Genomic DNA, 14,032 nt, shown 5'->3' on the forward strand with positions numbered 1-14,032 from the left:
CGACCTCAACAATGCCATTTAATGGGGTTTTAAAACGTTGAGGGAGAGATGGGGATACGGGGGGAAATTTTCAAGCGGAGGCGGCGCGCGCAGCCTCCGTTTGGTCAGAAAATAATCTTGTGACGTCCGGCCAGAGAGTGCGACAGCGTGGTGCCGTCGACCATCTCCAGCTCGCCGCCGACCGGCACGCCGTGGGCGATGCGGCTGGCGTCAACGCCATACTGCGAGCACAGTTCGGCGATGTAGTTGGCGGTTGCCTCCCCTTCCACCGTGGGGTTGGTGGCGAGGATCACCTCTTTGATGGTTTCGGACTCGAGACGCTGTTCAAGGCGGTCAAGACCGATATCGTCCGGGCCGATGCCGTCCAGCGGGGAGAGATGCCCCATCAGCACGAAGTAGCGCCCGGAAAACTGCCCGGTTTGTTCGATGGCGTAGATGTCCGCCGGACTCTCCACCACGCAAATCTGACCGTTTTCCTGACGACGCGGGTTCGTACAGATGTTACACACGTCCTGCTCGGTAAAGGTGCGGCAATCCGCACAGTGACCAATTTCTGACATGGCGCGGGTCAGAGCCTGCGCCAGGCGCATCCCGCCGCTGCGGTCGCGCTGCAATAGCGTAAACGCCATGCGCTGCGCCGACTTCGGGCCAACGCCCGGCAGGCAGCGCAGTGCTTCCATTAACTGCGTGAGCAGCGGACTGGTTTGCATCAGAACGGCATCTTGAAGCCAGGCGGCAGCTGCATGCCGCTGGAAACGGAGGCCATTTTCTCTTTCTGGGTTTCGTCGATACGGCGAGCGGCATCGTTAAACGCGGCTGCAACCAGATCTTCCAGCATCTCTTTGTCGTCTTCGAGCAGGCTCGGGTCGATTTCCACGCGACGGCAGTTGTGCGCACCGTTGATGGTCACCTTGACCAGACCGGCACCGGACTCACCCGTGACTTCCAGCTGAGCGATCTCTTCCTGCATCTTCTGCATTTTTTCCTGCATCTGCTGAGCCTGCTTCATCAGGCCACCCAGACCGCCTTTTCCACCAAACATAGGCTTCTCTCTTCTTTCACGTTTAAGGATTACAACCGTAAGTCAGACTCACGATCAAATGGGGCGAATACTCTCTTCATCCAGATCGGCGTCGAAGAACCGGCGCAGGGTCTGAATGTTGTTATCCGCAATAATCGCCTCGCGCGCCTGCGCGAGCTTCTCTTCATAAATGGCCTGGCGCCACTCGAGCGGCGTTTTCACTGCCGGATTATCATCTTCAATGATAGTCAATTCAACCGGCGCACCCTGTAATGTGGCGAGCGCCTCGGCCAGCGCCTTTTGCGCGCCAGGGGAATTGAGGTGCCGCTGGCCCGGACGCAGGTGCAGACGCACCTGATTGCCGTCCTGCTCTTTCCAGGCGTTCAGCGCGACCTGCTCGACCAGCTTCGGCAGCTGGAGTTTGCTGACCTCGGCGGCCCAGGCGTCGCGCGCAATGGACTCTTCGGCAAGCTTCGCGGCCAGCTCCGGCGTTTTTTCATGCTCCAGCGCCTTTTTCAGCGCTTTCGGCGTGGCAACCTCTTCCTTCACCGTTTCGGTGATGGTGGTTGCCTTCCAGCGGTAAGCCTCTTCTTTCACCGGGGCTTTCTGCTCGAGCGCGGACGGTGCCGGACGCGACTGTACGCGCTCCGTTACCGAGGCCAGTCGTTCAAGCGCGGCGTTGTTCACCGGCCGCGCTCTTCCTGGCGCTGCCGGTTCACTCTTTTTTGGTTTGGTTACTCCCTGCGCACGCTGCAGCTGGCTGCGCGCGGCAAGCACCGAACTGGTGGCATCCGACAGCGGTACGTTCTGCTGCGGTGGCGGCGTCGGCTGCGGCGGCACCTGCTGCGGTGACATCACCGCCGTCGGCGCAACCGGGGCGAAAGACTGTCGGGGCACGTCCGGCTCCGGCAGCGGCATGCGCGGGTGGAACGCCAGCGCGCGCAGCAGCGTCATTTCAACGCCCATCCGCGGATCCGGCGCAAACGGTAGCTCTTTGCGACCAATCAGCAGCGTCTGGTAATAAAGCTGCACGTCGGCAGGCGGCACGGTGCGGGCAAGCTCACGCATCCGCTGTTCAATGGCGGCCATATCCGCACCAATGGCGGAGGGAGAAAGCTGCAGCATTGCCACCCGGTGCAGCAGGCTGAGCATCTCAACCAGCAGCCCTTCCCACTCAATACCGCGGGCAGCGGCCGCGTTCACCAGCGACATCACGCGTTCGCCGTTAGCGGCAATCATCGCTTCGATAAGCGACAGCGCCTGATCGTCATCCAGCGTGCCGAGCATGGTGCTGACCGCCTCGGTGGAGAGTTTGCCGTCACCGCTGGCAATCGCCTGATCGGTCAGACTGAGCGCATCGCGCAGGCTGCCGTCCGCCGCGCGGGCCAGCAGCTGCAGGGCGCGCGGTTCGTGGACAATGTTCTCTTCATCGAGAATGTGCTCGAGCTGCGCGCGGATCTGCTCAACGTCCAGCGCCTTCAGGTGGAACTGCAGGCAGCGCGATAAAATCGTGACCGGCAGCTTTTGCGGATCGGTGGTCGCCAGCAGGAACTTCACGTGCGCGGGCGGCTCTTCCAGCGTCTTCAGCAGGGCGTTGAAGCTGTGGCGCGAGAGCATGTGCACTTCATCGATCAGGTAGACCTTGAAGCGGCCGCGCGCCGGGGCGTACTGGACGTTGTCCAGCAGGTCGCGGGTATCTTCAACTTTGGTGCGCGAAGCGGCGTCGATCTCGATCAGATCGACAAAACGCCCCTGTTCGATCTCCCGGCAGTTATCACACACGCCGCACGGCGTGGCGGTGATCCCGGTTTCGCAGTTGAGACCTTTTGCCAGCAAACGGGCAATAGAGGTCTTACCGACGCCGCGGGTGCCGGAAAAAAGATAGGCGTGATGGATGCGACCTAGCGACAAGCCGTTCGCCAGGGCCGTCAGCACATGTTCCTGACCGACAACGTCAGCAAAGGTTTGTGGTCGCCATTTACGGGCTAACACCTGATAACTCATGGGCAGGCTCTGCAACGCTGGAAGGTGAATTTATGGAGGGGAATGCTATCACAACCTCACCCATTGAGCGAGGTTGTGAAAACCGGGATTAGTGACCCGGGAAAGGTACCAGGCTGTAGCTGGTAATACCCTGTTTTTCCAGGCGCTGTTCACCGCCGAGATCGAACAGGTTGATGATGAAGGCCGCGTCGGTCACTTCCCCACCCAGACGGCGGATCAGCTTCACGGTCGCTTCAATGGTGCCGCCGGTTGCCAGCAGATCGTCGACCACCAGCACTTTGTCGCCAGGCTTGATCGCGTCAACGTGGATCTCCAGCTGATCGGTGCCGTACTCCAGCTCGTAGCTTTCTGCGATGGTTTCACGCGGCAGTTTGCGCGGCTTACGCACCGGCACAAAACCCACGCCCATTGCCAGCGCAACCGGTGCGCCAAACAGGAAGCCACGGGCTTCGGTACCTACTACTTTGGTGATCCCGGCGTTTTTGTAACGCTCGACCAGCAGTTCAATGCTGAGTGCGTACGCTTTCGGGTCTTCCAGCAAGCTGGTGACATCACGGAAAAGAATGCCAGGCTTTGGGTAGTCCTGGATGCTTTTGATGCTGTTTTTCAGATATTCAAGCTGCTGTGCAGTTGCGGTCATCGGTTTGTGCCTAAATGAAACAGTGTTACTCACAGCGCGCAACGAGTCGGCCAAGGCAACAATTGTTTAACCTTTGACCAGGCGCACCTGTGCTCGAAAACGGTCGAATTTACTGGCTGCGCGTGATAATTGCAACAGCCATGATGAGGCTTCAGTGCTTTTGTTGCTTTTCATCAACCACGGGGATCCGCCACATAAAGATAAGCAGACAGGAGAGAATGATCAGCAGCAGGATCCGCACCCACATCATTTTCACCAGCCATAATGAAATGGCGAAGGTAATGAGGATCACCGCGATCGCGCGCGGCTTGGCGCCGGGCGGCATGGCACGGTGTTTTTGCCAGTGGCGTAAGTACCCGCCAAACCATGAGCGGTAGAGCAGCCAGTGGTGAAAACGCGGCGACGAGCGGGCGAAACACCAGGCCGCCAGCAGGATAAACGGCGTGGTCGGCAGCAGGGGTAATACTACACCCAGCGTGCCCAGCACTACCGCAAGCCAGCCAATGATGATTAAAATAGTACGCTGCATAATGCGAATCGTTATCAAACTGAACGGCTACTTTACCACTGGAGAGCGCCTTGAAAACAGCACTGCTTCTTGAGAGGCTGCAAAATCAGCTGATCGCTCTGCGGGCGCAGGCCACGCCGCTGATGGGGCACGCCACGCTGAAGCCGCGCTTTGACCGGCAGCTTTTTCGTACCCGCAGCACCGTCATTCAGGATTACCTGTCTGAAGCGCAGACGAACCTCGACGAGCTTCGCCATGCGGTTGAGAATGAACAACAGGAACAGGTGGCGTGGCTTGCAGAGCATCTCACCGAGCAGATCACCGCACTGCATCGCGAAATCGCCGCCTGGCCGCTGCGCGCCTGGGACAGCGCCTCGCCGGGGCTCGGCAAATGGCAGCGCAAGCGGCTCGAGAACCAGGAGTTTGAGCGCCGGCTGTTTGAGATGAAGCGTGAACGCGAGGTGCGTCTGAACAACAGCGAAACGCTGGAAGAGCAGCAGCTATTGATGCGCGAGATTAGCGCGCTGGAAGGACGCATCGTCCGCTGCCGTCAGGCGCTGGATGACATTGAACGCGTCATAGAACGTTTGACCCGTTAACAGGAGCCACACCCATGTCACTGGAAAATGCACCCGATGAGGTCAAGCTGGCCGTCGATTTGATTATGCTGCTGGAGAATCATGAGATCCCCGCCGAGACGGTGCTTAAGGCGCTGGAGATTGTGCGGCGGGATTTTGAGGGGAAACTTCCCCCTCACCCTGCCCTCTCCCGAGAGGGGAGAGGGAAAATAGATTAAGCCGGAGTCGGGTCGTCACCCTTAATGTCGCGCTTCACTTCCGTATGCTCATCACCTTTCTCGTTACGCAGGTGAACCTCAAGCTGGTTAAAGGCGATATTAATATCGTTTTCACGGCACAGACGATCGATAGAGCGGTTAAGCTCATCCACCGTGTAGCTGCGGTCACGCAGTTCACGCACGTATAAACGCAACTCGTGATCCAGCGTACTCGGCCCAAAGGTGGTGAAGAAGACCGCCGGGGCCGGATCGTGCATCACTTTCGGATGTTCAGACGCCGCCTTCAGCAGCACCTCTTTCACCTTATCCAGATCCGATCCATAGGCCACGCCCAGGCGGATCACCACGCGCGTCACCGTATCGGAAAGCGACCAGTTGATCAGACGCTCGGTCACGAACGCTTTGTTCGGGATGATCACCTCTTTGCGATCGAAGTCGGTGATGGTGGTGGCACGAATGCGGATCTTGCTGACCGTTCCCGAGAACGTGCCGATGGTGACGGTATCGCCGATACGTACCGGACGTTCGAACAGGATGATCAGGCCGGAGACAAAGTTACCGAAGATCTCCTGCAGGCCAAACCCAAGACCGACCGAGAGGGCCGCCGCCAGCCACTGCAGTTTATCCCACGAGACGCCAAGCGAGCCAAAGACCGTCATCGCTCCGACAATGATGATGACGTAGTTGAGGATCGTGGTAATGGCGTACGACGCACCCTGGCGAAGATTCAGACGTGACAGGAGCAGCACTTCGAGCAGGCCTGGCAGGTTGCGGATCAGCGCCCAGGCCACCACCGACGACACCAGCGCAAACAGCAGGCTGCCCATGGTCACGCTTTTCATGACCGCCGCGCCAGCTTCGGTTCCGTTGTATTGCCAGAGGGTAATACTGTCGAGATAGGCGAAAACGGTAATAAGATCGGACCAGATCGCCCAGAACATCACCGCAAACAGGGCGATCATCACCAGCATGGTGATACGCAGCGTCTGCTGGTTAACCTGCTCCAGCGCGATGGTCGGCTCTTCCTGCGGCTCAGCGCCTTCGGCCCCCTCTTTCACCTGATGCTGACGACGCGCGATGGCACGGCGATAGGCGATGCGGCGCGCCGCCACGCTCAGGCCGCGCAGTACGGTCTGATAGAGCAGGTTCCAGACGATCACCAGATAGACCGTTTCAATCCAGCGCCCGGACAGGCGCAGCGTGGTATAGAAGTAGCCCGTCGCCGTCAGCACCATCAGCGCCAGCGGAATGATCGCCAGCACCGTCACGGTGGCCAGACGAATATTGTGGGACTCTTTATCACGCCAGCTGTCGCGACACATCGGCCACATCAGGATCGCAATCAGCAGCAGGTTCAGCAGGATGACCAGCTGGCCCAGCACGTCATCCATCAGATGCAGCGGGGAAAGCTCAGAGACAACCGACCAGAAGTGCAGCGGCAGCAGCGCCAGGCTGATGCGCACGATCTGACGACGCCAGTGGCTGGTCAGCTGCGCTGGCATGTTGAAATGACGCACCGCCACGCCGTCTTTTTCCAGTACCTTCCAGCACAGGCCAAACACCAGCCAGAACAGCGCCAGTTTTTTACTGAACGCCCACAGCAGATCGCTGACGTTGAGCTGCATAGTGAGCAGAATCAGACCCACGGCCAGAATAATCAGGCACACCGGCAGGGCGCGAATAAGGTCAATCAGAATCGCTTTTGGCGTATGGAGCTGGCTATCGTTGCGCAGCTGCCCTACTTCGGAGGCCAGTTTCGCCTGGTATTTTTTCAGCCAGCCCAGACGCCAGCGGATGAGACCGGCAATCAGCAACAGCGGCAAACCGGCCAGGAAAGCAATCATTACCGCAGGCCAGGCTTTCTCCCAGTTTACGGTGATCTTCATGCTCTTAATCTGCGTTTTCAGCGTCTCAGGGAAGGATTTAACCCAGTCCCAGTCCATCGGCTTGTTGCTGTTTACCCAGAAAATCTGCTGGGTCAGGATCTCCTGCAGACTTTTCGAGACGCTCACCAGCTGCTGCTGGTTGATTTGCAGATTAATGGCCATCATCAGCTGGTTACCCAGCTGTTTATTGAGCTGGTCCAGCAGCTCGCGACGCATATCCACGACCTGGAGCAGCGCGTCGTGCACTTCCGGATTCACGTCGCTGGAATGCCCCTCTTCAATTTTGGCGACAAAGGTATCGCTCTGGAAAAGGGCATCGCGCTGCTGGTTGACGTCAAACTGCTCCAGACGTAAATCCGCAATGCGGTTGGTCATGTCCTCCAGCTCGTCGGCGGACGGAAGCGTCTGCTGCTGCTGGTAGAGAATACGCGACAGCAGGAGGCTGCCCTTCAGGACCGCGATCTGCTCTTTGATGTTGCGTTCCGCCTGCAGGGCGCGATCCAGCCAGTTCTTCACCTTGATATTTTGCTGAACCAGCGAGTTGCCGTTTTCCGTCGCCAGTATCAGGCGCTGACTGAGCTGATGGTTAGCCTCAAGCTCCTGTTTTACCAGCGGGTTGGCCTGAATACGGGCGGTTTCGTCAGGGGATACGGCCTCCTGGGCGGTTTTTTCCGTCAGGGTCAGGCGCTTGCTGTTAACCGCCTCCTGCAGAAGCTGAAGCTGATGCTCCAGACGATTAATGTTCGCGGTGACGTAATCACGCTGTTTCTGCAGAGTGTCCTGCAGCACCGTATTCCCTTCCAGGCTTTTACGCTGCTGTTCGATCTGCGCATTGAGCAACGACTGCTGAACCAGCAGCAGGGTTTGCTGCGTCGGGCGCAGCGTGCCTTCGCCCACCGTCGTGCCGTTCAGGCGGTTGCGGATCTGCTGCAGCTGCTGAGACGCGGTATACATCGCATTTTGCACGCGCTCGGGCTGGGTTTGCAGGGAGACAAGCTGGCTGTTGTAGGTCGCGAGATCGGACTGCGCGGTTTGCAGATCGTCGAGCAACTGGGCGACGCGCGATTCCAGCTGGCGTAAGGAGAGCGTGGCGAGCGTTTTGCGCGTTTCGTTGTCGTTATCAACGTCACTCAGGGCATTCAGCGACTCCGTCGCTTTGCGCATGTTTTCAGGGGCCTGCGCCACCTTCTGACGAAGCTGGGCGGTTTCAGCCTTAACGCGTTCAATTTTATCCAGCGTCTCCAGCGTTTCCGTCAGATCCTGCTGCGTCAGTTTTTCCTGAGGAGAGAGTTCTTTTTGTTTGTTCAGCGTGTCGAGCTGCGACTGAACGTCAGCACGCGTGGGAATATCGTTGCTGTTATCGGCGCGGGCCCAGGTCAGCGGCGCCGTGGCGAAGAAAAACAGCATCGCAAAGAGCAATGCAAAAACAGGATGTTGCGAGCGATTGATGGGCAGCATAGTTGTGAATGATGTCAGAAGATGACCGAAAATAGTCCGGCGTGAAGAATATCACGCTCGTCAGATGCAGAATAGCGCGAACGTAAGCCTCTGAGATAAATCCTGGAAAGGGGTCAGGCCGTTAGCGAAGGCGCGTCGCTGCGCAGCGTCGGGCTAAGCTGTAGCATTTCCAGTAAAATCGCCACGTAGCTGCGAGCTTCCGCTTTAAGATCAAACGATTGCGGTGCAAAAAGCCAGTTTTCCATCAGACCAGAAATGTAGCTGCGCATCAGAATCGCCGCCCGACGGGTCAACAGATTGGAAGGTAGCAGTTTTGCCTCCATACAGAGGTTCAGGTTGTGCTCAATACGGTCATAGCTTTCCAGACTGAGGCTTCGTTGCGCCTGCTGCACGACCGCCATCTCGCCCACGAACTCGCATTTATGAAAAATAATCTCCATCATTAATCTGCGACGTTCTTCAACTACCGTTGCTTCAAGGATATATACTAATATTTCTCTCAATACTGAGAGTGGATCGTCTGGGAATTTTGCCCGATACTCACTCTCGAGATCGCTAATGCTGGACTCTGAAAGCTCCCAGATTTCACTGAACAGATCTGACTTGTTTTTAAAATGCCAGTAAATCGCTCCTCGCGTCACACCGGCGGCCTGAGCAATTTGCGCCAGCGAGGTTGCTGAAACACCTTGCTGCGAGAACAAACGTATCGCCACATCCAGAATATGTTGTCGGGTTTCCAGCGCTTGTTGTTTAGTTTTTCGTGCCATAGGTGAGTGAATTTACAGGAGTCAGATTTACATACATTTGTGAATGTATGTACCATAGCATGACGATAATATAAACGCAGCAATGGGTTTTAGACTCAGGACCCTTGATCAATTTGAAATCGGACACTCGAGGTTTACATATGAACAAAAACAGAGGGTTAACGCCTCTGGCGGTCGTTCTGATGCTTTCAGGCAGCTTAGCGCTAACAGGATGTGACGACAAACCGGCTCAACAAGGAGCTCAGCAGGCGCCAGAAGTAGGCGTTGTGACGCTCAAATCTGAACCTCTACAAATCACCACCGAATTACCCGGCCGTACAAATGCTTACCGCATTGCGGAAGTGCGTCCTCAGGTTAGCGGCATTATCCTGAAACGCAACTTCACCGAAGGCGGTGATGTGCAGGCCGGTGAGTCTCTGTATCAGATTGATCCCGCAACCTATCAGGCGTCTTATGAAAGCGCGAAAGGCGATCTGGCTAAAGCACAGGCCGCGGCTAAAATTGCCCAGCTGACGCTGAACCGCTATCAAAAACTGCTCGGTACCAAGTACATCAGTCAGCAGGATTACGATACCGCCCTGGCGGATGCCCAGCAGGCTAACGCCGCCGTGGTGGCAGCCAAAGCGGCCGTCGAAACCGCGCGCATTAACCTGGCCTATACCAAAGTGACCTCCCCTATCAGCGGTCGTATTGGTAAATCTTCCGTCACGGAAGGGGCCCTGGTACAGAACGGTCAGACCACTGCGCTGGCAACCGTGCAGCAGCTCGATCCGATCTATGTTGACGTCACGCAGTCCAGCAATGATTTCCTGCGCCTGAAGCAGGAGCTGGCTAACGGCACCCTGAAACAGGAAAACGGCAAAGCCAAAGTGGAGCTGATTACCAACGACGGTATCAAGTTCCCGCAGGAAGGGACGCTGGAATTCTCTGACGTGACGGTCGACCAGACCACCGGTTCCATCACCTTACGTGCGATTTTCCCGAACCCTGACAAAAATCTGCTGCCAGGTATGTTCGTTCGCGCACGTCTGGAAGAAGGAACGAATCCAACCGCCCTTCTGGTTCCACAGCAGGGTGTGACCCGTACGCCACGCGGCGATGCGAGCGCACTGGTTGTTGGGGCTGATAACAAAGTCGAAATGCGCAATATCACCGCCACCCAGGCGATTGGGGATAAATGGCTGGTGACGGAAGGTCTGAAAGATGGCGATCGCGTGATTGTTACTGGTTTGCAAAAAGTTCGTCCTGGCGCGCAGGTTAAAGCACAGGAAGTGACATCTGACGATAAACAACAACCTTCGGCCGCTGGCCAGTCAGAACAAACCAAGTCTTAACTTAAACAGGAGCCGTTAAGACATGCCTAATTTCTTTATCGATCGCCCCATATTTGCGTGGGTGATCGCCATTATCATCATGCTGGCCGGGGGACTTGCGATCCTGAAGCTGCCTGTCGCGCAATATCCAACGATTGCGCCACCGGCGGTGACGATTTCCGCGACCTACCCAGGGGCTGATGCAAAAACGGTGCAGGACACCGTCACTCAGGTTATCGAACAGAACATGAACGGTATCGATAACCTGATGTACATGTCCTCAAACAGTGACTCTACCGGTACAGTTCAGATCACCCTGACCTTCGAGTCAGGTACGGATGCTGACATTGCGCAGGTTCAGGTGCAGAACAAACTGCAGCTGGCGATGCCGCTGCTGCCGCAGGAAGTACAACAGCAGGGCGTGAGCGTCGAGAAATCGTCCAGTAGCTTCCTGATGGTTGTCGGCGTTATCAACACCAACGGCACCATGACGCAGGAGGATATTTCCGACTACGTGGGCGCCAACATGAAGGACGCCATCAGCCGTACGTCCGGTGTGGGTGACGTGCAGCTGTTCGGTTCTCAGTACGCAATGCGTATCTGGATGGATCCGAACAAGCTGAACAACTTCCAGCTGACGCCGGTTGACGTGATTAACGCCATTAAAGCGCAGAACGCCCAGGTGGCAGCCGGTCAGCTAGGCGGTACGCCGCCGGTGAAGGGCCAGCAGCTTAACGCCTCGATCATCGCGCAAACCCGTCTGACCTCCGCGGATGAGTTCAGCAAAATTCTGCTGAAAGTGAATCAGGACGGCTCGCAGGTTCGCCTGCGCGACGTGGCGAAAGTCGAGCTGGGCGGTGAGAACTACGACATCATCGCGAAGTTCAACGGTAAGCCGGCTTCCGGTCTGGGTATCAAACTGGCGACAGGCGCGAACGCCCTGGATACCGCCACGGCGATCCGTGCAGAACTGAAGAAAATGGAACCGTACTTCCCGTCAGGCCTGAAGATCGTTTATCCGTACGACACCACGCCATTCGTTAAAATTTCGATTCACGAAGTGGTTAAAACGCTGGCAGAAGCGATCATCCTGGTGTTCCTGGTCATGTATCTGTTCCTGCAAAACTTCCGCGCGACGCTGATCCCAACCATCGCCGTTCCGGTCGTTCTGCTGGGGACCTTTGCCATCCTCGCGGCCTTTGGCTTCTCGATAAACACCCTGACGATGTTCGGGATGGTGCTTGCCATCGGCCTGCTGGTGGATGACGCCATCGTCGTGGTAGAGAACGTCGAGCGCGTGATGGCGGAAGAAGGTCTACCGCCGAAGGAAGCGACCCGTAAATCAATGGGTCAGATCCAGGGCGCGCTGGTGGGTATCGCGATGGTACTGTCTGCGGTATTTATCCCGATGGCCTTCTTCGGCGGCTCTACCGGTGCGATTTACCGTCAGTTCTCGATCACCATCGTTTCCGCGATGGCGCTGTCGGTACTGGTCGCATTGATCCTGACGCCTGCGCTGTGTGCCACCATGCTGAAGCCGATTCAGAAAGGCGGTCATGGGGAGCATAAAGGGTTCTTCGGCTGGTTTAACCGCATGTTTGATAAGAGCACGCACCACTACACCGACAGCGTGGGCAACATCCTGCGCAGCACCGGTCGTTACCTGCTGCTCTATATCATCATCGTGGCGGGGATGGCGATCCTGTTCGTTCGTCTGCCAAGCTCGTTCCTGCCGGATGAAGACCAGGGCGTGTTCCTGACGATGGCACAGCTTCCTGCAGGTGCGTCGCAAGAGCGTACCCAGAAAGTGCTGGACGAAGTGACGGACTACTACCTCACCAAAGAGAAAGACAACGTTGAATCCGTGTTTGCGGTTAACGGCTTTGGCTTTGCGGGTCGTGGTCAGAACACCGGTATCGCCTTCGTTTCTCTGAAAGACTGGTCTGAACGTCCGGGCAAAGAGAACAAGGTTGAAGCCATTACAGGCCGTGCGATGGGCACCTTCTCGCAGATTAAAGATGCGATGGTGTTCGCCTTCAACCTGCCGGCGATTGTTGAACTGGGTACCGCGACCGGCTTCGACTTCCAGCTGATTGACCAGGGCGGTCTGGGTCACGAAAAACTGACGCAGGCGCGTAACCAGCTGTTTGGCGAAGTGGCTAAGCACCCTGACCTGCTGGTCGGCGTGCGTCCAAACGGCCTGGAAGATACGCCGCAGTACAAAATCGACATCGACCAGGAGAAAGCTCAGGCGCTGGGCGTGTCCATCAGTGACATCAATACCACGCTGGGCGCCGCCTGGGGCGGTAGCTACGTTAACGACTTCATCGACCGCGGTCGCGTGAAGAAAGTGTACGTGATGTCCGAGGCGCAGTACCGTATGTTGCCAAACGATATCAACAGCTGGTTCGTGCGCGGCAGCAATGGTCAGATGGTACCGTTCTCGGCATTCTCAACGTCACGCTGGGAATACGGTTCGCCGCGTCTGGAACGCTATAACGGTCTGCCATCAATGGAGATCCTGGGTCAGGCTGCGCCGGGCCGAAGCACCGGTGAAGCCATGAACCTGATGGAAGAGCTGGCGAGCAAACTGCCTTCGGGTGTTGGCTACGACTGGACCGGGATGTCCTATCAGGAACGTCTGTCCGGTAACCAGGCCCCTGCCCTGTACGCGATTTCACTGATCGTCGTCTTCCTGTGTCTGGCAGCGCTGTACGAGAGCTGGTCAATTCCGTTCTCTGTTATGCTGGTGGTACCGCTCGGGGTTATCGGTGCGCTGCTTGCGGCAACGTTCCGCGGACTGACCAACGACGTGTACTTCCAGGTAGGCCTGCTGACAACCATTGGCTTGTCGGCGAAGAACGCGATACTTATCGTTGAATTCGCCAAAGATCTGATGGAGAAAGAAGGCAAAGGTCTTATTGAGGCGACGCTTGAGGCTGTTCGTATGCGTCTGCGCCCAATCCTGATGACGTCACTGGCGTTTATCCTCGGCGTACTGCCGCTGGTTATCAGCTCCGGTGCGGGCTCCGGTGCGCAGAACGCGGTCGGTACGGGCGTTATGGGGGGTATGATCACCGCAACCGTACTCGCTATCTTCTTCGTACCGGTGTTCTTCGTGGTGGTTCGCCGCCGCTTCAGCCGTAAGAATGAAGATGTTGAACACGCGCATTCGGTAGAACCTCACTGATACCGGTTTCACATGATAAAAAGGCCGCATTAGCGGCCTTTTTCATTTTCAGAAAAAATCATAAATTACGCTTATTGTGATTCAATTTATTTTCTGCCATCTTAATTAGACATATCATAATTAACTGATAACTTAATCGGTGAATTCAGGATTTTTTTAATTTCATTTCCCCGCTTAAGCTATTAGGAATATTCCTAATAAGAAGTTCTGACAACGTGGAGTTCGAATCTGAACTTTTCTCGCCATTTTTGCTAAGCCAATGAAACGTAAGGAAGCGATAAAACAGCGCGTTAATTTGGATAAAAAAGGGGTGTCCAGGGTGGAACATTGCGTACATGCTCGCAGTCTACGGTTTTATTTGTAATTTTTCGTAATAGCGCGATGAAATCCAGGAAGGAGTGGCTTATAGTTAGGTTATCAGGAACACAGCACTCATGTAGCTAAGTCAG

Annotated in this window: 11 protein-coding genes and 1 other annotated feature; of the genes, 4 read left to right on the forward strand and 7 right to left on the reverse strand. The window is 56.4% G+C overall.

Annotation, left to right across the window (positions count from 1 at the left end; genetic code table 11):
* Positions 1-104 precede the first annotated feature (104 nt).
* From recR to HMPREF3143_RS01210, 5 genes are all read right to left on the reverse strand, one after another.
* The gene (gene recR, locus HMPREF3143_RS01190; protein ID WP_008499298.1) at positions 105-710 is read right to left on the reverse strand and encodes a recombination mediator RecR; all 606 of its coding nucleotides are present in this window, start codon (positions 708-710) and stop codon (positions 105-107) included.
* Complete coding sequence (locus tag HMPREF3143_RS01195) at positions 710-1,042, reverse strand: YbaB/EbfC family nucleoid-associated protein (protein ID WP_003858972.1); 333 nt, start codon at positions 1,040-1,042, stop codon at positions 710-712. Before HMPREF3143_RS01195 ends, recR begins: the two co-directional genes overlap by 1 nt.
* Positions 1,043-1,096: 54 nt before the next feature.
* Positions 1,097-3,025 carry a DNA polymerase III subunit gamma/tau gene (dnaX, locus tag HMPREF3143_RS01200; protein WP_039023754.1) on the reverse strand — a complete coding sequence of 643 codons (1,929 nt, stop codon included), beginning with the start codon at positions 3,023-3,025 and terminating at the stop codon, positions 1,097-1,099.
* Positions 1,703-1,767 (reverse strand) — a sequence feature (DnaX frameshifting element). Its footprint overlaps the gene before it by 65 nt.
* An 88-nt stretch (positions 3,026-3,113) precedes the next feature.
* Positions 3,114-3,665, reverse strand: a complete 552-nt coding sequence (gene apt / locus HMPREF3143_RS01205) for an adenine phosphoribosyltransferase (RefSeq protein ID WP_000127359.1) — start codon at positions 3,663-3,665, stop codon at positions 3,114-3,116.
* A gap of 151 nt (positions 3,666-3,816) precedes the next feature.
* Complete coding sequence (locus tag HMPREF3143_RS01210) at positions 3,817-4,194, reverse strand: DUF454 family protein (RefSeq protein ID WP_008499296.1); 378 nt, start codon at positions 4,192-4,194, stop codon at positions 3,817-3,819.
* 50 nt (positions 4,195-4,244) lie between these two features.
* Between HMPREF3143_RS01210 and priC the strand changes: the two genes are divergently transcribed.
* Positions 4,245-4,772: a primosomal replication protein N'' gene (gene priC / locus HMPREF3143_RS01215; protein WP_021241631.1), complete on the forward strand. Its 528-nt coding sequence runs from the start codon at positions 4,245-4,247 to the stop codon at positions 4,770-4,772.
* Positions 4,773-4,786: 14 nt separating this feature from the next.
* Positions 4,787-4,969, forward strand: a complete 183-nt coding sequence (rsmS, locus tag HMPREF3143_RS01220) for a pleiotropic regulatory protein RsmS (protein WP_023326812.1) — start codon at positions 4,787-4,789, stop codon at positions 4,967-4,969.
* Here the strand turns inward: rsmS and mscK are convergent.
* Together mscK and acrR are read right to left on the reverse strand one after the other, a co-directional pair.
* Positions 4,966-8,313 carry a mechanosensitive channel MscK gene (gene mscK, locus HMPREF3143_RS01225; RefSeq protein ID WP_023293140.1) on the reverse strand — a complete coding sequence of 1,116 codons (3,348 nt, stop codon included), beginning with the start codon at positions 8,311-8,313 and terminating at the stop codon, positions 4,966-4,968. The genes rsmS and mscK overlap by 4 nt on opposite strands.
* A 113-nt stretch (positions 8,314-8,426) precedes the next feature.
* Positions 8,427-9,080, reverse strand: a complete 654-nt coding sequence (gene acrR / locus HMPREF3143_RS01230; RefSeq protein WP_070531471.1) for a multidrug efflux transporter transcriptional repressor AcrR — start codon at positions 9,078-9,080, stop codon at positions 8,427-8,429.
* A 140-nt stretch (positions 9,081-9,220) separates the two neighbouring features.
* Between acrR and acrA the strand changes: the two genes are divergently transcribed.
* Together acrA and acrB are read left to right on the forward strand one after the other, a co-directional pair.
* Positions 9,221-10,414: a multidrug efflux RND transporter periplasmic adaptor subunit AcrA gene (gene acrA, locus HMPREF3143_RS01235; RefSeq protein ID WP_070531474.1), complete on the forward strand. Its 1,194-nt coding sequence runs from the start codon at positions 9,221-9,223 to the stop codon at positions 10,412-10,414.
* Positions 10,415-10,436: 22 nt separating this feature from the next.
* Positions 10,437-13,583, forward strand: a complete 3,147-nt coding sequence (gene acrB, locus HMPREF3143_RS01240) for a multidrug efflux RND transporter permease subunit AcrB (protein ID WP_008499289.1) — start codon at positions 10,437-10,439, stop codon at positions 13,581-13,583.
* Positions 13,584-14,032 lie beyond the last annotated feature (449 nt).

Origin of the sequence: Enterobacter sp. HMSC16D10 (genome assembly GCF_001807145.1) — a bacterium.
In the GTDB taxonomy this organism is placed as follows: Bacteria; Pseudomonadota; Gammaproteobacteria; order Enterobacterales; family Enterobacteriaceae; genus Enterobacter; species Enterobacter roggenkampii.

Coding starts and splice junctions, on each gene's coding strand:
- acrR (WP_070531471.1), bottom strand. CDS start 9,080: ATGGCACGAAAAACTAAACAACAAGCGCTGGAAACCCGACAACATATT.
- apt (WP_000127359.1), bottom strand. CDS start 3,665: ATGACCGCAACTGCACAGCAGCTTGAATATCTGAAAAACAGCATCAAA.
- mscK (WP_023293140.1), bottom strand. CDS start 8,313: ATGCTGCCCATCAATCGCTCGCAACATCCTGTTTTTGCATTGCTCTTT.
- acrA (WP_070531474.1), top strand. CDS start 9,221: ATGAACAAAAACAGAGGGTTAACGCCTCTGGCGGTCGTTCTGATGCTT.
- dnaX (WP_039023754.1), bottom strand. CDS start 3,025: ATGAGTTATCAGGTGTTAGCCCGTAAATGGCGACCACAAACCTTTGCT.
- HMPREF3143_RS01195 (WP_003858972.1), bottom strand. CDS start 1,042: ATGTTTGGTGGAAAAGGCGGTCTGGGTGGCCTGATGAAGCAGGCTCAG.
- acrB (WP_008499289.1), top strand. CDS start 10,437: ATGCCTAATTTCTTTATCGATCGCCCCATATTTGCGTGGGTGATCGCC.
- rsmS (WP_023326812.1), top strand. CDS start 4,787: ATGTCACTGGAAAATGCACCCGATGAGGTCAAGCTGGCCGTCGATTTG.
- HMPREF3143_RS01210 (WP_008499296.1), bottom strand. CDS start 4,194: ATGCAGCGTACTATTTTAATCATCATTGGCTGGCTTGCGGTAGTGCTG.
- recR (WP_008499298.1), bottom strand. CDS start 710: ATGCAAACCAGTCCGCTGCTCACGCAGTTAATGGAAGCACTGCGCTGC.